18 protein-coding genes are annotated in these 24,779 nt (G+C 61.6%); 13 read left to right on the top strand and 5 right to left on the bottom strand.

The features are described from left to right. Positions 1-56: 56 nt before the first annotated feature. The 4 genes from gltX to C5L12_RS08325 all read right to left on the bottom strand — a co-directional run bounded on the left by gltX (position 57) and on the right by C5L12_RS08325 (position 5,209). On the bottom strand, positions 57-1,514 hold the full coding sequence (gene gltX / locus C5L12_RS08310; RefSeq protein ID WP_105371552.1) for a glutamate--tRNA ligase: 1,458 nt from the start codon (positions 1,512-1,514) through the stop codon (positions 57-59). Positions 1,515-1,630: 116 nt separating this feature from the next. After that, positions 1,631-3,403, bottom strand: coding sequence for an SLC13 family permease (locus tag C5L12_RS08315; protein ID WP_105371597.1), 1,773 nt, complete (start codon positions 3,401-3,403; stop codon positions 1,631-1,633). Positions 3,404-3,657: 254 nt separating this feature from the next. Next, positions 3,658-4,413 (bottom strand): TerC family protein, encoded by a 756-nt coding sequence (locus C5L12_RS08320; RefSeq protein WP_105371553.1) that lies wholly within the window; start codon positions 4,411-4,413, stop codon positions 3,658-3,660. 94 nt (positions 4,414-4,507) lie between these two features. Beyond that, the gene (locus tag C5L12_RS08325) at positions 4,508-5,209 is read right to left on the bottom strand and encodes a TetR/AcrR family transcriptional regulator (protein ID WP_105371554.1); all 702 of its coding nucleotides are present in this window, start codon (positions 5,207-5,209) and stop codon (positions 4,508-4,510) included. A 133-nt stretch (positions 5,210-5,342) separates the two neighbouring features. Between C5L12_RS08325 and C5L12_RS08330 the strand changes: the two genes are divergently transcribed. The 5 genes from C5L12_RS08330 to xylA all read left to right on the top strand — a co-directional run bounded on the left by C5L12_RS08330 (position 5,343) and on the right by xylA (position 12,985). Next, positions 5,343-6,557, top strand: coding sequence for an HlyD family secretion protein (locus C5L12_RS08330; RefSeq protein ID WP_105371555.1), 1,215 nt, complete (start codon positions 5,343-5,345; stop codon positions 6,555-6,557). Between the two features lie 19 nt (positions 6,558-6,576). Next, positions 6,577-8,157: a DHA2 family efflux MFS transporter permease subunit gene (locus C5L12_RS08335; protein ID WP_165924124.1), complete on the top strand. Its 1,581-nt coding sequence runs from the start codon at positions 6,577-6,579 to the stop codon at positions 8,155-8,157. Between the two features lie 776 nt (positions 8,158-8,933). Continuing rightward, positions 8,934-9,959, top strand: a complete 1,026-nt coding sequence (locus C5L12_RS08350; RefSeq protein WP_105371556.1) for a LacI family DNA-binding transcriptional regulator — start codon at positions 8,934-8,936, stop codon at positions 9,957-9,959. A 91-nt stretch (positions 9,960-10,050) separates the two neighbouring features. Further along, positions 10,051-11,505, top strand: a complete 1,455-nt coding sequence (gene xylB / locus C5L12_RS08355) for a xylulokinase (RefSeq protein ID WP_105371557.1) — start codon at positions 10,051-10,053, stop codon at positions 11,503-11,505. 169 nt (positions 11,506-11,674) lie between these two features. After that, positions 11,675-12,985 (top strand): xylose isomerase, encoded by a 1,311-nt coding sequence (gene xylA, locus C5L12_RS08360; RefSeq protein WP_105371558.1) that lies wholly within the window; start codon positions 11,675-11,677, stop codon positions 12,983-12,985. Between the two features lie 84 nt (positions 12,986-13,069). Here the strand turns inward: xylA and C5L12_RS08365 are convergent, their stop codons facing one another. Further along, positions 13,070-14,485, bottom strand: coding sequence for a pyridoxal phosphate-dependent decarboxylase family protein (locus C5L12_RS08365; RefSeq protein ID WP_105371599.1), 1,416 nt, complete (start codon positions 14,483-14,485; stop codon positions 13,070-13,072). 348 nt (positions 14,486-14,833) lie between these two features. On the opposite strand from C5L12_RS08365, the gene C5L12_RS08370 reads away from it, so the two are divergent. From C5L12_RS08370 to C5L12_RS08405, 8 genes are all read left to right on the top strand, one after another. After that, positions 14,834-16,357, top strand: a complete 1,524-nt coding sequence (locus tag C5L12_RS08370) for a sugar ABC transporter ATP-binding protein (protein ID WP_105371559.1) — start codon at positions 14,834-14,836, stop codon at positions 16,355-16,357. Continuing rightward, positions 16,357-17,358, top strand: coding sequence for an ABC transporter permease (locus C5L12_RS08375; RefSeq protein WP_105371560.1), 1,002 nt, complete (start codon positions 16,357-16,359; stop codon positions 17,356-17,358). Before C5L12_RS08370 ends, C5L12_RS08375 begins: the two co-directional genes overlap by 1 nt. A gap of 82 nt (positions 17,359-17,440) precedes the next feature. After that, positions 17,441-18,406 (top strand): substrate-binding domain-containing protein, encoded by a 966-nt coding sequence (locus C5L12_RS08380; protein WP_105371561.1) that lies wholly within the window; start codon positions 17,441-17,443, stop codon positions 18,404-18,406. An 85-nt stretch (positions 18,407-18,491) separates the two neighbouring features. Then, a complete protein-coding gene (locus C5L12_RS08385; RefSeq protein ID WP_105371562.1) occupies positions 18,492-19,544 on the top strand; it encodes a sugar phosphate isomerase/epimerase family protein in 1,053 nt (350 codons plus the stop codon). 192 nt (positions 19,545-19,736) lie between these two features. Continuing rightward, a complete protein-coding gene (locus C5L12_RS08390; protein WP_105371563.1) occupies positions 19,737-20,915 on the top strand; it encodes a Gfo/Idh/MocA family protein in 1,179 nt (392 codons plus the stop codon). 203 nt (positions 20,916-21,118) lie between these two features. Next, positions 21,119-22,531 (top strand): GH1 family beta-glucosidase, encoded by a 1,413-nt coding sequence (locus C5L12_RS08395; protein WP_105371564.1) that lies wholly within the window; start codon positions 21,119-21,121, stop codon positions 22,529-22,531. A gap of 378 nt (positions 22,532-22,909) precedes the next feature. After that, the gene (locus tag C5L12_RS08400) at positions 22,910-23,947 is read left to right on the top strand and encodes a methionine ABC transporter ATP-binding protein (RefSeq protein WP_105371600.1); all 1,038 of its coding nucleotides are present in this window, start codon (positions 22,910-22,912) and stop codon (positions 23,945-23,947) included. Beyond that, a complete protein-coding gene (locus C5L12_RS08405) occupies positions 23,937-24,605 on the top strand; it encodes a methionine ABC transporter permease (protein ID WP_105371565.1) in 669 nt (222 codons plus the stop codon). Before C5L12_RS08400 ends, C5L12_RS08405 begins: the two co-directional genes overlap by 11 nt. Positions 24,606-24,779: the final 174 nt, after the last annotated feature.

Raw genomic sequence — 24,779 nt, forward strand, 5'->3', positions numbered from 1 at the left:
ACTTTCTTCTCCCACTCGGGGAGAAGGTGCCGGCAGGCGGATGAGGGGGCTGCGGACTAGGCCGCGCTTCCCACCATCGAAGCCACCACCGTGGCGGCGATCTTCAGGCGCTGGCGCACCACTGATCGGCCGAGCAGCGCCATGGAGTCAAACAGCGGCAGCGAGCGGGACGAACCCGAGACGGCGACGAAAAGCGGCGGCGTGACGACGCGCAGCTTCTTGCCGAGCTTGTCGGAGATTGCGCGCAGCTCCGCATCGATCGACTCGACGTTCCATTCGATCATCTTTTCGAGATCGGCCTGGACCGTCTGCAGGATTTCAAGCGTCTCGGCCGGGTTGGTCTTGAGGCCGGCGAAGGAGGCGGGCGTCAGGCCGACATCGTTGGAAAGCAGGAAGCCGGCGAGGCCCGGCAGTTCGCCGAGCTTCGAGATCCGGCTCTGGGAGAGCTTCAGGCCTTCCGTCAGGCGGCTGTTTTCCGAGGCCCATTCGAGCGTGCGGGCAATAAAGTCTTCCGGCGAAAGCTTCTCGCGGATCCAGCGGCCGTTCAGCCAGTCGAGTTTCTGGATGTCGAAGATCGCGCCGGCCTTCGAAAGGTTGTCCGGATCGAACTTTGCCGTCAGCTCGTCCATGGTCAGCATTTCTTCGCCTTCCGGGATCTGCACGAAGAACAGACCGAGGAAGTTCATCAGTGCTTCCGGCAGGTAACCGAGCGCGGAATAATAGGAGATCGAGGTCGGGTTCTTGCGCTTCGACAGCTTCGACTTGTCGGCATTTCGCATCAGCGAGAGATGCATGAAGACCGGCTGCTCCCAACCGAAATAGCGATAGAGCAGGATGTGCTTCGGCACGGACGCCAGCCATTCCTCGCCGCGTGCCACATGGGTGATCTTCATCAGGTGGTCGTCGATGACATTCGCCATATGATAGGTCGGCATGCCGTCGCCCTTGATCAGCACCTGCATATCGACCGAATCCCATGGGATCGACACGTCGCCGTAGACGCCGTCGTGGAAATCGCAGGAACCTTCCGTAGGGATCTTCATGCGGATGACCGAGCTTTCGCCCGCCGCCATCTTGGCGGTCACTTCTTCTGCGGTCAGATTGAGGCAGAGGCCGTCGTATTTCGGCGGCTTGCCGGCGGCGCGCTGGGCCTCGCGCATCTGTTCGAGGCGTTCCGGCGTGCAGAAGCAGCGGAAGGCATGGCCCTTGTTCAGAAGCTCCTGGCCGTAGGGCTGATACATCGCCTTGCGGTCCGACTGGCGGTAGGGGCCGTAGGGGCCGCCGACATCCGGACCTTCAGACCAGCTGAGGCCGGTCCATTTCAGTGCATCCAGCACCTTCTGTTCGAATTCCAGCGTCGAGCGCGTCGCATCGGTATCTTCAATGCGCAGAATGAACGTACCGCCGTGCTTTTTGGCGAAGAGGTAGTTGAAGAGAGCGATATAGGCGGTGCCGACATGCGGCTCGCCGGTGGGCGAGGGGGCGATGCGGACGCGGGGGCCGGTGATTGTCATGAATACTGCTCGATCTTTGCGCCTTCAGCGGCGCGAACCTGCTTATCGGGACTAAGGATTTGAGGCAGGCCTTAGCGCATATTCAGCCGCAGGCGTCAAGGTTCTTAGCCGCTATCCTATCTCACGGGCCAGACATAGAGCAGCGCCGGGACGCTGACGAGGACGATCAGGAACGAAAGCGGCAGGCCGAGGCGCGGATAGTCGGAGAACCGGTAGCCGCCGGGGCCGAAGACCAGCGTGTTGCACTGGTGGCCGACGGGGGTCAGGAAATCGCAACCGGCGCCGATCGCCACCGCCATCAGGAAAGCCTCGGGCCTGAAACCGAGATTGGTCGCGAAGCTCGCGGCGATCGGTCCCATGACGAGTACCGTCGCGGCATTGTTCAGGAAGGGTGTGACGGCCATGGCCGTGATGGTGATCAGCGCCAGCGCTCCCCATGCGGGCAGGCTTGCCGCCACGCCGCCGAGCCAGCCGGCGATCAGTTCGCTGCCGCCCGTGGTCCGCAGCGAATCCGACACCGGGATCAATGCCGCCAGCATGACGAGGATCGGCCCGTCGACCGACTTGTAGAAGTCGGCAAGCGGTATGGCACGGAACACGACCATGCCGAGCGCTGCCGCGAAGAAGGCGACGGGCACCGGAGCGATACCCACGGCGGTCGCCGCCATGGCGAGCGCCAGGATGATCAGAGGCACGAACGCGCGCCGGTGGGTGCCGAGCAGAATTTCGCGCTGGGCAAGCGGCAACAGGGAAAAGTCCTGCAGCACGCCGGGCAGGTTCTTGCGGCTTCCTTGCAATACCAGCACATCGCCGGCCATCAGCGTCAGGTTCCCTAACCGTTCCTTGAGCCGCTCGCCGCGGCGGCTGATCGCCAGGAGATTGACGCCGCGCGTGTAGGATAGGGCCAGTTCCTTGGCGGAAAGCCCCCTCAGCGTCGATTCCTGGCTGATGACGGCCTCGACGGAAATCACATCCGGGCGGGCTTGGCCCTTGCCGCTCAGCGGTTTGCCAGAAAGTTTCAATCGGCCGCTGGAGACGATCCGGTCGAGTTCGTTCGAGGGACCCTCGAGCAATACGGCGTCGCCTTCACGCAACTGGAGATCGGGAAACGGCGACATGCGGGCCGTGCCACGCAGAACGGCCGTGGCGATGACCTCGCCGTCGCCCAGCTTCAGCAGATCGCTGATCGGCTTGCCGAGCACGGCGGATTGCGCAGTGACCGATACTTCCGAGGTGTAGTTCTTGATCTCTATCGCTTCTTCGATCGAATTGTTCTGCTTCGTCCGGCTGGGCACCAGCCAATGGAAGAAGAGCAGGAAGGTGATGCCGACGACGGTCAGCAGCGCACCCATCGGCGTAAAGTCGAACATGGTGAAGGAACTGCCGGTGAGTTCCTGTCTCAGCCTCGAGACGACGATGTTCGGCGAGGTGCCGATCTGCGTCATCAACCCTCCGAGAAGAGCCGCAAAGGCCATCGGCATCAGGTATTTCGAAGGCGATGCGCCGGATTTCTTGGAGAACTGGAAGGCGACCGGCATCATGATAGCCAAGGCGCCGATATTCTTGATGAAGGCGGAAAGCAGTGCCACCGCGATCATCAGCAGCGCCAGCTGCGTGTGCAGCGTGTTGAGGTTCGGGAAAAATTTCTTGACCGCCATGTCGACGATGCCCGAGCGGGCGACGCCGGCGCTGACGACGAGTGCGCTGCCGACGATGATGACGATATCGTCCGAGAAGCCGGAAAATGCCTTGTCGACCGGCACGACGCCCAGTGCCACCGCCAGCACCAGTGCACAACAGGCGACGACGTCGTAACGGAACCGATCCCAGATGAAGACCGCCATCATGAGGGCGATCAGGGTGAAGGCGAGGATCTGCTGTGTGGTCATGCGGCTCCGCAGCTTTGAGAGGTCGGCGAATGAGTTTCCGCTTTTGGAGGAAATCGCCGCTCCGAGGTAGCGCATCAATTCCGCCGGCAGTCCAAAGTTCCGATAAAGCAGGTTCGAATGCTAAACAACCCTGGCGCAGGATATTGCTCCGCAGGGCTGTCGCATGGAGACAGTATCCGCCGGAGGGAGCACAATCGTATACCGCGGGCAAACGAAAAAGGGCGCCGCGGGCGCCCTTTTCATATTCTCCGGTCTCAGTGCAGCGTTTGCTGCCCCGCCTTCTTCTTCCGGCGGGCGTTGCGGGCGATCATGTTCAGGATTTCGACCAGCGCCGAGAAGGCCATGGCCGAATAAACGTAGCCCTTCGGCACGTGAAAGCCCATGCCGTCGGCGATCAGCGTCGTGCCGATCATCAGCAGGAAACCGAGCGCGAGCATCACGATCGTCGGGTTCTTCTCGATGAAATTGGCGAGCGGAGTTGCGGCCACCAGCATCACCGTCACGGCCGCGATCACCGCGACGATCATGATCGGCAGATGTTCGGTCATGCCGACGGCCGTGATGATGCTGTCGATCGAGAAGACCAGGTCCAGGAGGAGAATCTGCCCGATGGCGGCTGCAAAAGACATGCTGGCCGCGCCGCCAACCATATCCTCCTTGTGATCCTCCGGATCGACGTTGTGGTGGATTTCCTTCGTCGCCTTCCAGACGAGGAAGAGGCCGCCGGCGATGAGGATGATATCTTTCCAGGAGAAGGGGTGGCCAAAAAGCTCAAACAGCGGATTGGTGAGCTGGACGATCCAGGCGATCGTACCGAGCAAAGCAAGGCGCATGATGAGCGCCAGGCCGATGCCGATCTTGCGAGCTCGGTCGCGGTGCTCAGGAGGCAGCTTGTTGGTGAGGATGGAAATGAAAATCAGGTTGTCGATGCCGAGCACGACTTCCATGACCACAAGTGTAACGAGCGCTACCCAGGCCGCCGGGTCTGCTACAAGCGCTGCAATGTCCATCCAATCTTCCCTTTCAATCGCAAAACACAATCGCCTGCCGATTTAAGGATCGGCAGCGGGAAGACAAGAGGCGGTCGCGCGACGACCGCCAAAATCAGGCGTGTTCCGCCTCTTTTGCGATCACGGATGTGTCATGAACGCCATAGGCAGCCATGAAAACCTTGATGGCTCCCTTGACGACCTCATCGACTTCCACCTGCGGGGGAGCGTCGCAGAGATCGCCGAACAGCCTCAATTTGAAGAATGTGCCGCTTGTCATGTCAATGAACTGACGGGCAGCGAGATCGCTGTGCTCGACGTTCAGATTGCCCAGCGCCACATGCCGCTTGATGAAATCGTCGAGCACGGTGCGGACGTTCATCGAAGGCGAATTGAAGAACTGCCGACAGAGGCTCGGCATGCGGTCGACGACACCGATCACGGTTCGCATGGCGTTGATCACCTGCAAGGAGGTGATATGCGCAACGAAGTTTATTCCGAATCGGTAGAGTCCTACTTCGACCTCCTCGCTGCCGGCGAGAATATCGCGCATCCGTAGCGTGACGCGTTCCTTCTCCCGAGCGACGAGTGCCGCGAACAGATCTTCCTTGTTCTGGAAATAGACGTAGATCGTGCCCTTCGACACCCCCGCCTCGCGGGTGATATCGTTCATGCTCGCCGCGTCGAAGCCGAGCTTCATGAAGACGCGGCTTGCGCCGTCGATGATCTGCTCCCGTTTCGCGGGGTCTTCCCCTGCCGCGAAACGTCCGGCTGCAACCGGATCGGATTTCTCCTGCTTCCTTGTCTGTCTGGCCATTGGATGCCTTTTTTAACCTTTTCGAACCGAGCGGTTCGATTGCCCTTGATATGTGTCATCGAAAGGTCTATGTCAAGCTCATTGAACCGAGCGGTTCGATGAAATGCTGAACTCCCATTGACGGTATACGAACATGACGGCCTCTCAAAATGGCGGCGCATTGCGCGCCGTAACGACGGATAACATTGGCACCAGCGAAGCCGAAGCCCGCAACGAGCGGCCGACAACCGAGCAGCCTGCGGCGGAAGCGATCGCTGCGCCGGCCGCCGCGAAGGCGCCTGAAAAGAAGAAGCGGCGTGGATTTCTGTTGCCGGTCATTGCGCTTGCCCTCCTCGGCGGCGCCGGATGGTATGGTTACAACTGGTGGACGGACGGTCGGTTCCTCGTTTCGACCGATGATGCCTATGTGGAAGGCAACCTTGCCGTCATTTCTCCCAAGGTCTCCGGTTATGTTGCGAAAGTAAACGTCGTCGAAAACCAGTCCGTCAAGGCCGGCGATCCGCTCGTCACGCTTGATGACGGGGATTATAAGCTTGCGCTCCAAAAAGCAGAAGCGGCGATCGAATCCGCCAATCTCGCAATCTCCCGCATCGACGCCCAGATCGTCGGCGGGCGGGCCGCTCTTGAACAGTCCAAGGCGCAGCAAGGAGCGCTTGAGGCGGCGGTACGCGGCGCCGAGATTACCCAGAAGCGGGCAAGCGAGCTCGCCGCGAAATCCGTAGGCACCACCGCCGACCTCGACAATGCAAAGATCGCGCTCGAACAGGCCCGCGCCAATCTCGTCGCCGGGCAGGCCGCCGTCGCCTCCGCCGAGGCGAATATTGGCCTCCTGCAGGCGCAGCGCAAGGAAGCGGTCAATACGGTCCGCACCCAGGAACTCGCCCGCGACCAGGCAGCCCGCGATCTCAGTTTCACCGTGCTCAAGGCGCCTTATGATGGCGTGATCGGCAATCTCGCGGTCCAGACCGGCGATCTGGTTTCGGCCGGCAAGCGGCTTGCCTCGCTCGTACCGCTCACCGAACTCTACATTGAAGCCAACTTCAAGGAAACCCAGATCGGTCACCTCGAACCGGGCTCGAAAGTGCGCGTGCATGTCGATGCCTATGAGGACCAGCCGATCGTCGGCACTGTCGAATCCATCGCGCCAGCGTCAGGAGCGGTTTTCTCGATGCTGCCGCCTGAAAATGCCACGGGCAACTTTACCAAGGTCGTCCAGCGCGTACCGGTTCGCATCTCGATCCCGAAGGAGGATCTGGAGCGCGAACATCTGCGCGCGGGATTGAGCGTCGTTGTCGATGTCGACACGCGCACCGCGCCGGACAACACCACCGTGGCAGCGGCCAAGTAACCCATCAAGGAGAACGGCCATGGCTACAGCAACGGCCGCGGCGGGTGTCATGCCCGCCGACCAACCTATGGACAGGCGCAAGCTCATCGCCTTTTTCGCGATGGTCTTCGGCATGTTCATGTCGATCCTCGACATCCAGATCGTCTCGGCATCGCTGTCTGAAATCCAGGCGGGCCTGTCGGCCGGTTCGGACGAGGTCGCCTGGGTGCAGACATCCTATCTGATCGCCGAAGTGATCATGATCCCGCTGTCGGGAACGCTCGCCCGCATTCTCTCGACGCGCGTACTCTTTTCCATCTGTGCCGGCGGCTTCACGATCGCCAGCGTGCTCTGCGCCACCGCCACGAATATCGAGCAGATGATCGTCTACCGGGCGCTGCAGGGCTTCATCGGTGGCGGCATGATCCCTTCCGTCTTCGCCGCTGCCTTTACGATCTTCCCCCCCTCGAAGCGCAGCATCGTGTCGCCGATCATCGGCCTCGTCGCGACACTGGCTCCGACCATCGGACCAACGGTCGGCGGTTATCTCTCCCATGCCTTCTCCTGGCACTGGCTCTTTCTCGTCAACGTCATTCCGGGCATCCTGGTAACTGCCGTCGCCTGGAGCATGATCGATTTCGACAAGCCGCAGATGCAGCTCTGGAAGAAGTTCGACTGGTGGGGGCTTGCCTCCATGGCGATTTTCCTCGGCTCGCTGGAATACGTCCTGGAGGAGGGCAACAACAAGGACTGGTTCAGCGACGAACATATCGTCATGGGCACGGTGTTCATCGTCCTAGGGGCGGTGGTGTTCTTCTGGCGCGCCTTCAAGATCGAATTCCCGGTGGTCGATCTCAGGGCCTTCGGCAATGCCAATTTCGCCTTCGGCTCGCTCTTTTCATTCGTCATGGGCGTCGGCCTTTACGGCCTGACCTATCTCTATCCCCTCTATCTCGGCCGCATCCGGGGCTATGACTCGCTGATGATCGGCGAAACCATGTTCGTCTCCGGCATTGCGATGTTCGTTTCCGCTCCGATCGTCGGGCGCCTGACGAACGTTCTCGACCTTCGGGTGATGATGGCGATCGGCTTCGGCGGCTTCGCACTCGGCACCTGGCTGCTGACGGGTATCACGGCGGACTGGGATTTCTACGAGTTGCTCCTGCCGCAGATCCTGCGCGGCGCGTCGATGATGATGTGCATGGTGCCGATCAACAATATCGCGCTCGGCACGCTGCATCCCTCGCGCATCCAGGGTGCTTCCGGCCTGTTCAACCTGACGCGAAATCTCGGCGGTGCCGTTGGCCTGGCGATCATCAACACCATGCTGACCCAGCGTTCCGACGCGCATTACCAGCGGTTGGCCGAACACGTGAACTACGCCAATCCGGCAGCTCTCGACTGGCTGGAGAGCGTTGGCGCCAACTTCAATTCCTACGGACTCGACGGCAGTTCTGCGGCGCTTCAGAAGATTTCCGGGATCATCACCCAGCAATCCTGGCTGCTTTCCTTCATGGACGTTTTCCTGTTGCTCACCGGCCTTTTTGCCAGCTTGATCTTTTTCGTCTTCCTGATTGCCAAACCCGCGGCGCCTGCCGGCGCCGGAGGCGGAGGCCACTAGGTTCCAGAGATTCCACCGCCGGAAAGGGCCGCCGCGCAAGCGACGGCCTTTTTCGTTGTGCGCCCAGCATGGGCGCATTCTTGTGGGTGGAAGTCCCACCGTAAGCTGGTCATGGCGAGCGAAGTGAAGCGCAACTGCGGAAGGGCGACCGACCGTGGGGAGGAAGCGTGGATCGAACCTGCGGGCCGATGGACAAGAACCGGATATGAGGCGGTGCCGACCAGGGCGAGCGGGCAACATTCCGCGAAGCTCTTGTGACCAAGGGGCGGTGGCGTAAATCCGGCGGTCGTGCAGCGAAGGAATGCGTTCTTACCTGGGGAGATCTCGCCTTGTGCCTGAAAGGGCGACGGTGTCGAGCCGGAGCGAGAAGTCAGCAGAGGCCGTAGTAGGAGCGCCTTGCGCGAACGAAGGGCCGAAGGAGCGGAAGGGAGAGCCGCTGGTTATCGGATTTGAATGGTCTCAGATGGTCGCGTCAGCGAAGCTCGCCGATCTGGAAGATAGGGTGAAGCCCGAAGGGCCACGGCAGCGAGAAATCAAATCCGCCGAACCAGAATAAGCAAACCCAGGCGCCAGGCCGGGAGAACTACGGGCCTGACGACCTCAACTGCTCCAACCGCCCGGTGCGGACCCGCATGCCGGGTGGTGTGGGAGGGGCGGAGCCAATAGGCTCCCCCCTATCCCGATTGGGGTAGATTTCCAGAACTTCGAGCGGCGTCTGCGAAATTCTGATTTACGTACCTCAAAAATTGAGCTAGGACCTCTTTGCGGAGGAGTTCATGAAGCCCACAGTGCATGACATCGCCAAAAGTGCGGGCGTCAGCCTTGCGACCGTCGACCGGGTTCTCAACGGCCGGCCGGGTGTTCGCGGCGTGACGCGTGCCAGGGTGGAGGAGGCAATCGCCTCGCTCGGCTACGTGCGCGATCTGGCGGCGGCAAACCTTGCCAAGGGACGAACCTATTCCTTCGTCTTCATCCTTCCGGAAAACGACAATTCCTTCATGATCGGCCTGCATGAGGAAGTGCGCGGCGCGGTTGCCCGGTCAAGCGCGGAGCGGACCAGGATCCGGATCGTCGACGTTCCGCCCTTCGATGCCAAGGCTCTCGTTGCCGCGCTCGAGAACGTGCTGGCCGAAAAGCCGGCCGGCGTCGCCTTTGTCGCCATTGATGCGCCGGGCGTCCGGGAGGCGGCTATGCGCCTTCGTGAGGCGGGCATTCCGATGGTCACCCTGGTTTCGGACCTGCCCGACTCGTCGCGCGATCATTATGCGGGGATAGACAATATCGCTGCCGGGCGCACGGCGGGCAGCCTGATGGGCCGGTTTCTGAGCGGTCGCGAGGCGACTGTTGCGGTGCTGGCGGGTTCCATGCTGGTGCGCGACCATCGGGAGCGTCTGGAAGGTTTTTCGGCCGTCATCGGCGACCACTATTCTAACATCGTCATCCTGCCGGTGCTGGAAGGGCGCGACGATCCGGTGCTTGCCGAGAGCATGGTCGCCGATACGCTCAGTCGGCACCCGGATATCGCGGGCATTTACAGCCTCGGCGCCGGCAATCGCGGCTTGATCCGCGCGATCCAGAAGGCGGACATCGTCAAGCGGCCGGTCGTGATTGCTCACGAGCTTACCAATTCCACACGTTCCGCCCTTGTCGGCGGGGTTATCGATGCCGTTCTGAATCAGGATGCGGGGCACGAAGTCCGCAGCGCCATCCGGGTGCTCACGGCCAAGGCGGACGGCTTGCCGGTGATCGCCGCGCAGGAGCGCATCCGCATCGACATTTTCTTGAAGGACAATCTGCCCTGAACGGTGCCGCACGCACAGCGTGAGGCGGCTGCGGGTGCGCCTAAAACAAACAAACCGCCGGAGAAAAGTCGGCGGAAAAAGGAGAAACACCATGTATCTGGGACTCGATCTCGGCACCTCCGGCGTCAAGGCGATGCTGATCGACGGCGATCAGAAGATCATCGGCTCGGCGACCGGTTCGCTCGACGTCTCGCGTCCGCATTCCGGCTGGTCGGAGCAGGAGCCGGCCCAGTGGATCCGCGCGACGGAGGAGGCGGTCGCGGGCCTCAAGGCGAAGTTCCCGAAGGAACTGGCCGCGGTGAAGGGCATCGGCCTGTCCGGTCAGATGCATGGCGCGACACTGCTCGATGCCGAGGACAAGGTGCTGCGTCCCTGCATCCTCTGGAACGACACGCGCTCCTATGAAGAAGCCGCAGCGCTCGACGCCAATCCGATTTTCCGCAAGCTGACCGGCAATATCGTTTTCCCCGGCTTCACCGCACCGAAACTCGTCTGGGTGAAGAACAACGAGCCGGAAATCTTCGCCAGAGTGGCCAAGGTGCTGCTGCCGAAGGATTATCTGCGTCTCTGGCTGACCGGCGAACATATTTCGGAAATGTCGGATTCGGCCGGAACCTCCTGGCTCGATACGGGCGCGCGCAGATGGTCGTCCGAATTGCTTGCGGCAACCGGCCTTTCCGAAAGCCAGATGCCATCGCTCGTCGAAGGCACGGACCAGGCCGGCAAGCTGCGCGGCGAACTGGCGGCTGCCTGGGGTATTTCCGGCGGTGTCGTGGTCGCCGGCGGGGCAGGGGACAACGCCGCCTCCGCCTGCGGAATGGGCACGGTTGCAGAGGGCAATGCCTTTGTTTCGCTCGGTACATCGGGCGTGCTCTTTGCTGCCAATGGCTCTTATCTGCCGAAGCCCGAAAGTGCCGTGCATGCCTTCTGCCATGCGCTGCCGAAGACCTGGCACCAGATGGGGGTCATCCTGTCGGCAACCGACGCGCTCAACTGGTATTCGCACATTGCCGGCCGGTCCGCCGCCGAATTGACCCAGGAACTTGGCGACAGGCTGAAGGCGCCGACCGGCGTCACCTTCCTGCCCTATCTCTCCGGGGAACGCACGCCGCACAATGACGCGGTGATCCGCGGCTCGTTCATCGGCCTCGGGCACGAAAGCGACCGTGCGGCGCTGACGCAGGCGGTGCTGGAGGGCGTGACCTTTGCTATCCGCGACAATCTCGAGGCGCTGAAATCTGCAGGCACCTCGATTTCCCGGGTGACTGCGATCGGCGGCGGTTCGCGCTCGCGCTACTGGCTCGCTTCGATCGCAACGTCGCTCGGCGTGCCGGTCGATATCCCTGCGGACGGTGATTTCGGCGCAGCTTTCGGTGCCGCTCGCCTTGGCCTGATCGCGGCGACGGGTGCTGATCCGCTTACCGTCTGCTCGGCGCCGAAGACCGACGAGACGATCGAGCCGGTCGCTTCGCTGAGCGGGGCCTACGAAACCGCCTACGCCCGCTACCGAGCTGCCTACCCGGCGGTGCGGGTCTTGGCGCATTAAACCGAGGCGCCCCCTCATCCGCCTGCCGGCACGTTCTCCCCAAGGGGAGAAGGATCGCGGCGGTGCTTCAGTCCCCCTCTACCCTTGGGGAGAAGGTGGCCCGAAGGGTCGGATGAGGGGGCGCTTCATGAACCAACCGGACAATTTGAATACCCAAGGAGAAACAACCATGAGCACAGGCTTTTTCGGAGACATCCAGAAGATCAAATACGAGGGGCCGGAGAGCACCAATCCGCTCGCCTTCCGTCACTACAATCCTGATGAGATCGTCGGCGGCAAGCGCATGGAAGACCATCTGCGCTTTGCGGTCGCCTACTGGCATACCTTCACCTGGCCGGGCGGCGACCCCTTTGGAGGCCAGACCTTCCTGCGCCCCTGGTTCGAGGACACCATGCAGGCGGCGAAGCTGAAAGCCGACGTCGCATTCGAGTTCTTCCAACTGCTCGGCGCGCCGTTCTACTGCTTCCACGACGCGGACGTGCGCCCGGAAGGCAACAACTTTGCCGAAAACACCCGGAACCTCAACGAGATCGTCGACTATTTCGAGAAGAAACAGGCCGAGACCGGCGTGAAGCTTCTCTGGGGCACGGCGAACCTCTTCTCCAACCGCCGCTATATGGCCGGTGCCGCGACCAACCCGGATCCGGATGTCTTCGCCTTTTCTGCCGCGACCGTGAAGACCTGCCTCGATGCCACCAAGCGCCTTGGCGGCGCCAATTACGTGCTTTGGGGTGGTCGCGAGGGTTACGAGACCATTCTCAATACGGATTTCACCCGCGAGCTCGACCAGATGGGCCGCTTTCTCAATCTCGTGGTCGAGTACAAGTACAAGATCGGCTTCGAAGGCACGATCCTGATCGAGCCGAAGCCGCAGGAACCGACCAAACATCAGTACGACTACGACGTTTCGACCGTTTATGCCTTCCTGCAGAAGAACGGGCTCGAGAAGGAAGTGAAGGTCAATATCGAGCAGGGCCATGCCATCCTTGCCGGACATTCCTTCGAACACGAGATCGCCATGGCGAATACGTTCGACATCTTCGGTTCGATCGATATGAACCGCAACGACTACCAATCCGGCTGGGATACCGACCAGTTCCCGAACAACGTGCCGGAAATGGCGCTCGCCTATTACCACATCCTCTCCGGCGGCGGCTTCCAGAACGGCGGCACCAATTTCGACTCCAAACTCCGCCGCCAGTCTCTTGACCCGCAGGACCTCCTGATCGGCCATATCGGCGGCATGGATTGCTGCGCCCGCGGCATCAAGGCGGCGGCAAAGATGCTGGACGACGGCGCGCTCAAGAAGCCGCTGGATGCCCGCTACGAGAAATGGGACAGCCCGGAATACCAGAAGATGCTGCGCGGCGAATACAAGCTGGACGATATCGCCGCGTGGGTCGAAAAGAACAACATCAACCCCGAGCCGAAGTCCGGCCGCCAGGAATATCTGGAAAACGTCGTCAACCGCTACGTTTGACGGTCCGCCTCTTTCTCGGAGAACGCCCAGGTTTTCAGGAGCCTGGGCTCCGACGGAGGGCTAGAACAGCCCTCCGTCGGTGTTTCAGACCGAAGCATGGCCGAATCTGACAGCGCGATAGGCTTCGACGATCGTTTCGGCCACATCCGCCGCCACATCGGTCGTCGTCTGGTAGTTGATGACCGAAAGGCGCATCACCTGCCTGCCCCGCCAGCTCGCGCCGCCGGCAAACATCGATCCTTCTTGCTGCAGCCTTAAAATCGTATTTTTCGTCAGTTGATCGCCCTGTTCCGGTGGCAGGTCGCTGCCGAAACGCAGGACGATCTGATTGAGGACCACTTCGTTCACGACGGCTATTCCAGGTTCAGCCGCGAGCCTTTCCGCCAGCAGGACCGCTGCATCGCAGGCGTTGTCGACAAGTCCAGTGATTCCGTCGCGACCGAGATGCTTCATCATCGCCCAGGTGGGAAACCCCCGGGCACGTCTCGAAAGCTCAGGCACATAATGGGAGGGATCGCGCTCGTCGTTGCTGGCGAGCGGCAGATAACTGGCGGCGATCGTCATGGCGCGGCGGTGGGCGGTTTCGTCCCTGACGATCGCATAGCCGCTGTCATAGGGGGTCTGCAGCCATTTATGCCCGTCGGTCGCCCAGCTGTCGGCTTGATCCAAGCCAACGGCGAGGTGACGGGTTTTGGGAGAGGCCTGCGCCCAAAGGCCGAAGGCTCCGTCTAGGTGGACCCAGGCGTTCTTGCTCTTTGCCAGCGGGATGAGCGAGGCGAAATCGTCAAAGGCGCCCGTATTGATCTGTCCGGCTTGCAGGATGACGATGGCCGGGCCGTTCACTTCGGCAATCGACCCGGCGAAGGCGACATTGTCGATCCTGCCCTGGTCGTCTGTCGCTATCCGGACCACGCGATCATGTCCGAGCCCCAGGAACTGCAGCGCCGAGAAGACGGTGGTATGAGCGTCATCCCCGATCAGGACAGTGATCGGAGGTGCGCCGAACAGGCCTCTGGCATCCGCGTCCCAGCCGGCGTTCCGCAGCACCTGGCTTCGCGCCGCTGCAAGGCAGGTGAAATTGGCAACCGTCGCACCGGTGACGAAACCGACCGAACATCCCGGCGGAAGCGACAGAACGTCGAGCAGCCAGCGGGCCGCAACGGTCTCGACGGCGGCTGCCGAGGGCGAGGCCGTGTGGTTTCCGGCGTTCTGTCCCCAGGCGCTGGTGAGAAAATCCGCGGCGACGCCCACCGGATGGGAGCCGCCGATGACCCAGCCGAAAAACCGCGGCCCAACCATCAGGTGGAGGCCCGGATCTGCCTTTTCGGCAAGCAAAGCCAAGACATCTTCCATATCGGTTCCCTGCTTCGGCAAATCTTCGGAAAAAGCCTCGACCGATGCTGCATAGTCCCGGCCAGGGCGATGAGGGCGGTTGAGGACCGATGCGCGAAAATCCGCTGCAAGGCGTGCCGCCATGGAAAACAGTGTCTCAGTCGTCATCGCGGTCGCTCCCAAAACCATTTTTCCGCAAGCATACACCGACCATTGATCCTCGTCGCGACCGAGAGGCACCGCAAACCCTCGTTCACCGGTTGAATTGCCGATGAACTCCCTAAGTAATTCGAGGTAGTTGCCGGAACGGCGGAAGTCGCGTCCGCATCCTTGGTTGTAAAGGCCATCCAGGCAAACCACTATTTTCGCACAATCCTGCTTTACGTACCTCAGAAACTCGGTTAGCGTCGTCGTCGGGAGGAAATTCAGGGTGCAGTTCGCTGTTTCGATACGCGCTGTCGGTTCCGCGGCGACCCCTTGCGGGATCGGCCGTTGCAGCCTGCGGGGTGTCCATCCATGACGGAACCGGAGACGAGTCCGTTAGCGCCGCTTCTGGAGGCTGTCGGCCTTTCCAAGACCTTCGGCATTGTCGAGGTCCTGAAGGACGTCAACCTCACTGTCCGTCCCGGCGAGGTGCATGCCATCATCGGCGAAAACGGCGCCGGCAAATCAACCTTGATGAAAATCCTTGCGGGCAACCAGCCGCCGACTCGCGGCGAAATGCGCATGGACGGCGAGGTGGTGAGTTTCTCGGGCCCGGTGGATGCGGAAAATCGCGGCATCGTTCTGGTGCATCAGGAAATCCTGCTCGCTCCGGATCTGACCGTCGCACAGAACATCTATCTCGGCCGTGAACTGCACAAGGGCATCTTCATCGACGACCGAGCCATGAACGAAGGCGCGGCAAGCGCCATCCGCGATCTCGGCGGCGATATCGATCCCAATGCGATCGTTTCGCGACTGTCGATCGCCCAGCGCCAGATCGTGCAGATCGCCCGGGTGTTGTTGGTGCCGCACCGGATCGTCATCTTCGACGAGCCGACCGCCTCATTGACGCCTCACGAGACCGAAGCGCTCCTGAAGGTCATCAAGGACATCCGTGCCAAGGGTGTTGGGGTGCTCTATATCTCGCACCGCCTGCCGGAGGTGAAGGAGATCGCCGACCGCGTAACCGTCTTGCGCGACGGTCGTCTGGTTGCATCGCATCCGGCAAGCGAGCTTGAGCCGGCCGACATGGCGCGCCTGATGGTCGGCCGCGACGTGGCGAAGCTCTATCCCGATCGTCAGGCAGCGGCGGCGCGAGAAGCGGTCTTGCAGGTCGCTCATCTCAATGTCCCCGGTTATGCGCAGGACGCTTCCTTCGAGCTTCGCAAGGGCGAAATCCTCGGCTTCGCCGGGCTGGTCGGCGCGGGCCGCACAGAGCTGATGGAAGGTCTGGTCGGCCTTCGTCCGAGCCGTGGCGCCGTACGTCTCAACGGCCGGCCCGTCGATTTCCGTGACGTCCATACGAGCCTGAAGGCCGGCATCGCCTACCTTTCCGAAGACCGGAAAGGCAAGGGCCTGCTGCTCAGCAAGGACCTGCGCGTCAACCTGACGCTCTCTTCGCTCGGCAAGTTCGTCGGCGCGCTGCAGATCGACCGGAAGCGGGAGAGCGAGGCGCTCGATCAGGCGATCCGCGATTTCGACATTCGCACCGGCCGGAAGGACATCCTGGCCGGTCAGCTTTCCGGCGGCAATCAGCAGAAGCTGTTGCTTGCCAAGATGATGATGCTCGACCCCTCGATCGTCATCATCGACGAGCCGACGCGTGGCATCGACATCGGCAACAAGGAACAGATCTACAAATTTATCGCCAGGCTGGCTGAGGAAGGGCGTTCGATCATCGTCGTGTCCTCCGAAATGCCGGAGCTGATCGGCATTTGCGACCGCATTCTGGTGATGCGGTCCGGCCGGATCGTCGGCGAGGTGACGGGAGAGCATATGAACGAGAATGAGATCGTCCAGCTTGCGACGGGCGTGAAAACGGGGGAGGCGGCCTGATGAGTTCCGTCGCAACCGAACCGGCGAAGGCGCCGAAGACATCCAAGGACTGGGACATGGCGGCGATCGCGCCGTTCATTGCGCTCGCACTTCTCCTGGTGCTCGGCTATTTCGCCAACCCGAATTTCGTTTCGGTCGCCAATATTCTCAACGTCATCACCCGCAGCGCCTTCATCGCGATCATCGCGCTCGGCGCCACCTATGTGATCTCGTCGGGCGGGCTCGATTTGTCCGTCGGCTCGATGGTCGCCTTTGTGGCGAGCCTGATGATCCTGTTTCTGAATTCAGGAACGATTGCCGATCCAACGCTGCTGCTGATTGCGGGCATGGGTCTGACGATCGCGATGGGCGCCGCGTGTGGGCTTGCGAACGGGCTGATCACCACGATCGGCCGCATCGAACCCTTTATCGCTACGCTCGGTACGATGGGCATCTATCGCGGGCTTACCACCTGGCTCTCCCAGGGGGGCGCCATCACGCTGCGCGACCGCGAGCTGCAGGCGCTCTACCGGCCGGTCTATTTCGGCTCGGTGGGCGGCATTCCGGTGCCGATCATCATCATTTTCGTGACCGCGGCCATCTGTGCCTTCGTTCTTTATCGCACCCGCTACGGCCGGCATGTGGTCGCCGTCGGGTCGAACGAGGACGTGGCGCGTTATTCCGGTATTTCCGTCAACAGGGTCCGCACGGTGGCTTACGTCATCCAGGGCCTCTGCGTCGCAGTCGCCGTGCTGCTCTACGTCCCGCGCCTGGGCTCCACCTCTGCCACAACCGGCATTCTGTGGGAGTTGCAGGCGATCACAGCGGTGGTCGTAGGCGGCACGGCGCTGCGCGGAGGGGTGGGGCGCATCTGGGGCACGGTCTGCGGCGCCTTCATTCTCGAAATCGTCGGCAATATCATGCTGCTTTCGAATTTCGTCAGCGAATACCTGATCGGCGCCATCCAGGGAGCGATCATCATCATCGCCATGCTGGTGCAGCGGTCGCTGATGCGAAAATGAAACGCAACACGTGAGGAGATTGGTCGGGCTCCGGGTCGCGTCCGATCACGAATGAAAAGACCTGATGCTAGGGAGAGAGAACATGCGTAGAAGAACTTTCGGGATGGCTGCCGCGGCGCTCGCTGCTTCGGTCGCCGTCGGTCCCAGCCTCGGCTGGGCGCAGGAGGAGAAGAAGGTGACCATCGGCGTCTCCATTCCGGCGGCCGACCACGGCTGGACGGCGGGCGTCGTGTTCCATGCCGAACGCGTCGCCAAGCTTCTGATGCAGGAGCACAAGGGTCTGAACGTCATCGTCAAGACCTCGCCCGATCCGGCAAGCCAGGCGAATGCAGTGCAGGATCTTGCCGTTCAGGGCATCGACGGCCTCGTCATCCTGCCGACCGATCCCGATCCGCTTGTCAACGCCATCCAGCAGGTCAAGGATTCGGGCAAGTTCGTCGCTCTGGTCGACCGTGCGCCGTCGAACAATGACAACTCGGTTCGTGACCTTTATGTCGCCGGCAACAACCCGGCGCTTGGCCAGGTTGCGGGCGAATACATCAAGAAGACCACGCCGAACGCCCAAGTCGTCGTCATCCGTGGCCTGCCCATCCCGATCGACCAGCAGCGCCAGGATGGTTTCGACAAGGGTATCGCAGGCTCCGGCGTCAAGATCCTGGAGCGGCAGTACGGTAACTGGAACCGCGACGACGCCTTCCGCGTCATGCAGGACTACCTCACCAAATATCCGAAGATCGACGTGGTCTGGTGTCAGGACGACGACATGGCGGTCGGCGTGCTCGAAGCCATCCAGCAAGCCAAGCGCACCGACATCCAGTATGTGGTTGCCGGCGCCGGCTCCAAGGACATGGTCAAGCGCGTCATGGACGGCGACAAGATGATCCCGGTCGACGTGCTCTATCCGCCGTCGATGGTGGCAACCGCCATGCAGCTCACCGCCGCCCATTTCTACGACCAGGTTCCGGTCAGCGGCGAATATATCCTCGATGCCACGCTGGTGACGAAGGAGAACGCCAAGGACTTCTATTTCCCGGATTCTCCGTTCTAATTTATTGCCAAGGCGCGCGCCGTCGACGGAGCGCGCCTTTTTTCATGTCTGTCATTTTCGCCGTCATTACCCAGGGAGTAAAACCATGAAGACGATCAAGGGACCCGCCCTCTTTCTCGGTCAGTTCGCGGGCGATGCCGCGCCGTTCAATTCGTGGGATGCGATCACCAAATGGGCGGCGGAGAAGGGTTATATCGGCGTGCAGGTGCCGACCTGGGCCGGACAGCTCATCGACCTGAAGAAGGCGGCGACCTCCAAGGATTATTGCGACGAATTCGCAGGGATCGCGCGCCAGAACGGCATCGAGGTGACGGAGCTTTCCACCCATCTCCAGGGCCAGCTGGTCGCCGTGCATCCGGCCTATGACGAGGCCTTCGACGGCTTTGCCGCACCGGAAGTGCGCGGCAATCCGAGGGCGCGGCAGGCCTGGGCGGTCGAGCAGGTGAAGATGGCCCTCTCGGCGTCAAAGAACCTCGGCATCAAGGCTCACGCGACCTTCTCCGGCGCTCTCGCCTGGCCGTTCATCTATCCGTGGCCGCAGCGCCCGGCGGGGCTCGTCGAGACAGCTTTCGACGAACTCGCAAAACGCTGGACGCCGATCCTCGATCATGCGGAGGATTGCGGCGTCGATGTCTGCTACGAAATCCATCCGGGCGAGGACCTGCATGACGGCGTCACCTTCGAGATGTTCCTGGCGCAGGTGAAGAACCACAAACGCGCCAACATGCTCTACGACCCGTCGCACTACGTGCTGCAGTGCCTCGACTATCTCGATCACATCGACATCTACAAGGATCGGATCAAGATGTTCCACGTCAAGGACGCGGAGTTCAATCCGACCGGCCGCCAGGGTGTTTATGGCGGTTATCAGGGCTGGGTCGGCCGGGCCGGTCGGTTCCGTTCCCCGGGCGACGGGCAGGTGGATTTCGGTGCGATCTTCTCCAAGATGGCCGCCAACGATTTCGACGGCTGGGCGGTGGTCGAATGGGAATGCGCGCTGAAGCACCCGGAAGATGGCGCTCGCGAAGGGGCTGAATTCGTCAAGGCTCACATCATCCGCGTCACCGAAAGAGCATTTGACGATTTCGCCAGCGGCGGCACCGACGACGCCGCCAACCGGCGGATGCTGGGGCTTTAGGACCTATTGCCCTCACCCTAACCCTCTCCCCGTTTTGACGGTGAGAGGGTATGTGCCCTGCCTTGGTGGCGGAGGGAGCGCAGAGGTTGCAGCATGTTTCCTTCTCCCCGCGGGCGGGGAGAAGGTGCCCGGCAGGGCGGATGAGGGGCGGTCGCTCTCTCATCAATTGTAGGTTTCAGGAGAGGATATTTCATGGCAATCGAAGGCAAGGACGAACAGGCGCGGGAGCCGCGGATCCGGCTCGGCATGGTGGGCGGCGGCGCGGGCGCCTTTATCGGGGCGGTGCACCGCATGGCGGCGAGGCTGGACGACCAGTTCGAGCTCGTCGCGGGTGCGCTGTCGTCGACGCCGGAAAAGGCCGCTGCGTCCGGCCGCGACCTCGGACTCGATCCGTCGCGCACTTATGGCAGCTATAAAGACATGGCGATCCGTGAGGCCAAGCTGAAGACGGGCATCGAAGCCGTCTCCATCGTCACGCCGAACCACGTTCACTACGACGCGGCGAAGGAATTCCTGCGCCGCGGTATCCACGTGATCTGCGACAAGCCGCTGACCTCGAACCTTGCCGATGCGAAGAAGCTCAAGAAAGTGGCGGACGAGAGCGACGCGCTCTTCATCCTCACCCACAACTACACCGGCTACCCGATGGTGCGGCAGGCCCGCGAAATGATTGCCAACGGCGATCTCGGACAGATCCGCATCGTTCAGGTGGAATATCCGCAGGACTGGCTGACCGAGGCGGTCGAGCAGACCGGCGCCAAACAGGCGGTCTGGCGCACCGACCCGGCCCAATCCGGTGCCGGTGGTTCGACCGGTGATATCGGCACGCATGCCTATAATCTCGCCTGCTTCATCACCGGGCTGACGCTCGAAAGCCTTGCCGCCGATCTCGATACCTTCGTCGAAGGCCGCCGGCTTGACGACAACGGCCATGTGCTGCTGCGCTTCGAAGGCGGCGCCAAGGGCATGCTCTGGTGCAGTCAGGTGGCGCCGGGAAATGAGAACGGCCTGAAGATCCGCGTTTACGGTACCAAAGGCGGCATCGAATGGGTTCAGGCGGACCCGAACTATCTGTGGTTCACGCCTTTCGGCGAACCGAAACGCCTGCTCACCCGTGCCGGAGCAGGGGCCGGCGCTGCGGCCGCTCGCGTCAGCCGCATCCCCTCGGGCCATCCGGAAGGGTATCTCGAAGCCTTCGCGACGATCTACACCGAGGCTGCGCGCGCCATCAATGCCAGAAAGAAAGGCGCCAAACTGGATAGCGGCGTCGTCTATCCGACCGTCGACGACGGCGTGAAGGGCGTTGCTTTCGTCGAAGCCTGCGTCGCCTCTTCGAAGAGGAATGGGGCCTGGGTGAAGCCTGGGGCCTGATCGGCCATCCATCAATCCTTTGATAAAGCCAGCCGGGTTCATGCCCGGTTGGTCAGGTCAAAAGAGGCTTTTGTCAGAAGTTGTCTCCTTCTTCCTGCAACGTTTCAGAATTATCACTTCGCACCCTGTACAACTGCGCCGGGCTTGGTTAAACCGCCGCCGAAGATGGTTCGATAGATCCGCAACAAGCTACGGCGGCCCCCATGACCAATCCCAAGACACCCAATCCCAAAAAATTCGCCTCCCGCTTCCCCGGCGATTTTCTGTGGGGCGTGGCAACCGCCTCATATCAGATCGAAGGATCGACCAAGGCGGACGGACGCAAGCCCTCCATCTGGGACGCGTTTTCCAACATGCCGGGCCGTGTCTATCAGGGCCACAACGGCGATATCGCCTGCGACCACTACAATCGCTGGGAACAGGATCTCGATCTCATCAAGGAGATGGGCGTCGAGGCTTATCGTTTCTCGATCGCCTGGCCGCGTATCATTCCGGAGGGGACCGGGCCGATCAACGAAAAGGGGCTGGATTTCTACGACCGCCTGATCGACGGCTGCAAGGCGCGCGGCATCAAGACCTATGCGACGCTCTACCACTGGGATCTGCCGCTCACGCTGATGGGCGAGGGCGGTTGGGCGGCGCGCTCGACGGCCTATGCCTTCCAGCGCTATGCCAAGGTGGTCATGGACCGGTTCGGAGACCGTCTGGATGCGGTCGCGACCTTCAACGAGCCCTGGTGCATCGTCTGGCTCAGTCACCTCTGGGGCATCCATGCGCCCGGCGAGAAGAATATGCAGGCGGCTCTTCACGCCATGCATCACGTCAACCTCGCTCACGGGCTCGGCGTCGAGGCGATCCGTCAGGTTTCGCCGAAGGTCCCGGTCGGCATCGTCATCAATGCCAATTCCGTCATCCCGGGCTCCGACAGCCCTGCCGATCGCGCGGCGGGCCAACGCGCCCACCAGTTCCACAACGGCGCTTTTTTTGATCCGATCTTCGAGGGCGCGTATCCGGAGGAGTTTCTGGAAGCGCTCGGCGACCGTATGCCGGTCGTGGAAGAAGGCGACCTCAAGACCATCAGCCAAAAGCTCGACTGGTGGGGACTGAACTACTACACGCCGCTGCGGGTCCATGATGATCCGGAGCGCAAGGGCGATTTTCCGTGGACGGTGGAGGCCAAGCGCGCCAGCGACGTCAAGACCGATATCGGCTGGGAAGTCTATGCGCCGGGCCTGAAACTGCTTGTCGAGGATCTCTACCGCCGCTACGACCTGCCGGATTGCTACATCACCGAAAACGGGGCCTGCTACAACATCGAGCCGGTGGCCGGCGAGGTGGATGACCAGCCGCGCCTCGACTATTATGTCGAGCACCTGTCGGTGGTGGCCGATCTCATCGCGGACGGTTATCCGATGAAGGGCTATTTTGCCTGGAGCCTGATGGATAATTTCGAATGGGCGGAAGGTTACCGGATGCGGTTCGGCCTTGTCCACGTCAACTACGAAACCCAGGAACGGACGATCAAGAAAAGCGGTAAATGGTATCGTGATCTGGCGGTTGAATTCCCGCATGGCAATTCCGGTGCAATCCGCGTGGCCAAGGCAGGCAAGCTCTAACTTTGAATGTCTGGGGTTGACCTGACGGCGCGTGCCTGACGGATTTCCGTCGGCATACATTTTTTCAATGCGGAGAGTTATCTGGAATTTCTTTCCTCGGCATTTGCAGCGGCGCAGTGTCATAAAGCGTCAAGCAGCCGCATGGCCGGCTTGCATATCAGTCGTTGAAAGAGGGCCCTGGAGAATGGTAGATCGGCGCTTCACACGTCGAATGTGTTGCTGAGCGGCAGCACATCCTTTTCCGTGACCTGAGCTGCGCCAGCTTGCGCGGCTGAAATGAGCTCTCAAATGAACCCGACAAATCAGACAGTGCAGCAAGCGCAGGCGGGCAGCCTTCCGGCGTCTGCCGAGGCGGTGCCGCACGCCGCCGTCCAGCCGATGGTTTCCTTCGAAGCGGTGACCAAGCGCTTCGGCAGCAGTGAACAGAACCAGTTCCTCGCTCTCGACGGCGTCGACCTCTCGGTTGCGCGCGGCGCGATCACCGGCATTATCGGCCGGTCCGGGGCCGGCAAATCGACCCTGATCCGCCTCGTCAATGGGCTGGAAAAGGCAACCTCCGGCCGCGTCGTCGTCGACGGCATCGAGGTCGGCGGCCTTTCGGAAACCGGCCTTCGCGACCTGCGCCGCCAGGTCGGCATGATCTTCCAGCATTTCAACCTTTTGTCTTCGCGCACGGCCTTCGAGAATGTGGCGCTGCCGCTGGAAATTGCCGGCCTCGACGGGAAGGCAATCCGAGACAAGGTGGCGCCGCTCCTCGATCTCGTCGGCCTGGGCGACAAATCCAACCGTTATCCGGCGGAACTATCGGGCGGCCAGAAGCAACGCGTCGGCATTGCCCGGGCGCTCGCCACGTCGCCGAAGCTGTTGCTCTCCGACGAGGCCACTTCGGCGCTCGATCCGGAAACGACGCAATCGATCCTCGACCTCCTGAAGCGCATCAATGCCGAGTTCGGGCTTACCGTTCTGCTGATCACCCACGAAATGGAGGTGGTGAAGACGATCGCCTCCGACGTTGCGGTGATCGATCGCGGCAGGATCGTTGAGGCGGGTCGCACCTTCGATATCTTCACCGGGGCAAAACACGAAACGACACGCTCGCTGCTTTCCGCCGCACTCGGAACCAAGCTGCCGGATTGGATCGGCTCAAAGCTGAAGCCGCAGCCCTCGATCGGCGACCGCATCCTGGTGCGGCTTGTCTTTTTCGGCTCGACGGCTTTCCAGCCCCTGACAGGGCGTCTGGTCTCCGAACTCGGCGCCGATGTCAACATTCTGGCCGGCTCCATCGAGGAGATCGCCGGCGAGCCCTATGGTTCGCTCGTCGTCGCCTATCCGGCGGATCCTGCCGTGTTGGGACGCGCCGATCGCTTCTATGCCGCAACCGGCCTCAAGACGGAGGTGCTCGGCTATGTCGCCTGATATGCTCTTCAGCCTGCTTTCGAAATCGCTGCTGCAGACGCTGCAGATGGTGGCGATCGCAGGGCTTCTCGGTTCGCTCGTCGGCCTGCCGATCGGCATTTTCCTGGCCACCAGCGGCAAGGGCGAGCTTTTTCCGGCACCGGTCAGCAACCGTGTGATCGGCGCGATCGTCAATGCGGCCCGCTCGACACCCTTCATCATCCTGGTCGTGGCGATCATTCCCTTCACGCGGCTTGTCACGGGCACCTCGATCGGCACCAATGCGGCAATCGTGCCTTTGACGATCGCAACCATCCCGTTTTTCGCGCGTCTTGTGGAGGCCGCGATCCGGGAAATCGACAAGGGACTGATCGAGGCTGCACGCGCCATGGGTGCCACGCCGCTGCAGATCGTCTTCAAGGTGCTGCTTGCCGAAGCAAAACCCGGGATCACGCTCGGCTTCACCATGACGATCGTCAGCCTGATCGGCTATTCGGCCATGGTCGGCGCCGTCGGCGGCGGGGGGCTCGGTGACCTCGGAATCCGCTACGGCTACCAGCGTTTCATGCCAGAGGTGATGCTCGCCGTCGTGATCGTCCTGATCGTGCTCGTGCAGCTCGTGCAAAGCGCGGGCGATGCGCTCGCCCGCCGCTTCGACAAGCGCAACCGCAAGGCCTGATTTTTTTTGAGATACCAGCCTCCCAGGACTGGAAAAGACTAAACCAAAGGAGGTGACATGAAAGAGGGTGCACCCGCTGAGAGAACGGATCACTGAGATGCAGGTGATGATGGAGGGACAGTCACACTTCCAGGCTTTCGGCTTATCCTGTTGGGGTTTTCGAGATCTCAACAA

Origin of the sequence: Neorhizobium huautlense, from assembly GCF_002968575.1 — a bacterium.
In the GTDB taxonomy this organism is placed as follows: Bacteria; Pseudomonadota; Alphaproteobacteria; order Rhizobiales; family Rhizobiaceae; genus Neorhizobium; species Neorhizobium huautlense.

Excerpts from the sequence above, each read along its gene's own strand:
- gltX (WP_105371552.1), bottom strand. The coding sequence starts at position 1,514 with ATGACAATCACCGGCCCCCGCGTCCGCATCGCCCCCTCGCCCACCGGC.
- C5L12_RS08315 (WP_105371597.1), bottom strand. The coding sequence starts at position 3,403 with ATGACCACACAGCAGATCCTCGCCTTCACCCTGATCGCCCTCATGATG.
- C5L12_RS08320 (WP_105371553.1), bottom strand. The coding sequence starts at position 4,413 with ATGGACATTGCAGCGCTTGTAGCAGACCCGGCGGCCTGGGTAGCGCTC.
- C5L12_RS08325 (WP_105371554.1), bottom strand. The coding sequence starts at position 5,209 with ATGGCCAGACAGACAAGGAAGCAGGAGAAATCCGATCCGGTTGCAGCC.
- C5L12_RS08330 (WP_105371555.1), top strand. The coding sequence starts at position 5,343 with ATGACGGCCTCTCAAAATGGCGGCGCATTGCGCGCCGTAACGACGGAT.
- C5L12_RS08335 (WP_165924124.1), top strand. The coding sequence starts at position 6,577 with ATGGCTACAGCAACGGCCGCGGCGGGTGTCATGCCCGCCGACCAACCT.
- C5L12_RS08350 (WP_105371556.1), top strand. The coding sequence starts at position 8,934 with ATGAAGCCCACAGTGCATGACATCGCCAAAAGTGCGGGCGTCAGCCTT.
- xylB (WP_105371557.1), top strand. The coding sequence starts at position 10,051 with ATGTATCTGGGACTCGATCTCGGCACCTCCGGCGTCAAGGCGATGCTG.
- xylA (WP_105371558.1), top strand. The coding sequence starts at position 11,675 with ATGAGCACAGGCTTTTTCGGAGACATCCAGAAGATCAAATACGAGGGG.
- C5L12_RS08365 (WP_105371599.1), bottom strand. The coding sequence starts at position 14,485 with ATGACGACTGAGACACTGTTTTCCATGGCGGCACGCCTTGCAGCGGAT.
- C5L12_RS08370 (WP_105371559.1), top strand. The coding sequence starts at position 14,834 with ATGACGGAACCGGAGACGAGTCCGTTAGCGCCGCTTCTGGAGGCTGTC.
- C5L12_RS08375 (WP_105371560.1), top strand. The coding sequence starts at position 16,357 with ATGAGTTCCGTCGCAACCGAACCGGCGAAGGCGCCGAAGACATCCAAG.
- C5L12_RS08380 (WP_105371561.1), top strand. The coding sequence starts at position 17,441 with ATGCGTAGAAGAACTTTCGGGATGGCTGCCGCGGCGCTCGCTGCTTCG.
- C5L12_RS08385 (WP_105371562.1), top strand. The coding sequence starts at position 18,492 with ATGAAGACGATCAAGGGACCCGCCCTCTTTCTCGGTCAGTTCGCGGGC.
- C5L12_RS08390 (WP_105371563.1), top strand. The coding sequence starts at position 19,737 with ATGGCAATCGAAGGCAAGGACGAACAGGCGCGGGAGCCGCGGATCCGG.
- C5L12_RS08395 (WP_105371564.1), top strand. The coding sequence starts at position 21,119 with ATGACCAATCCCAAGACACCCAATCCCAAAAAATTCGCCTCCCGCTTC.
- C5L12_RS08400 (WP_105371600.1), top strand. The coding sequence starts at position 22,910 with ATGGTTTCCTTCGAAGCGGTGACCAAGCGCTTCGGCAGCAGTGAACAG.
- C5L12_RS08405 (WP_105371565.1), top strand. The coding sequence starts at position 23,937 with ATGTCGCCTGATATGCTCTTCAGCCTGCTTTCGAAATCGCTGCTGCAG.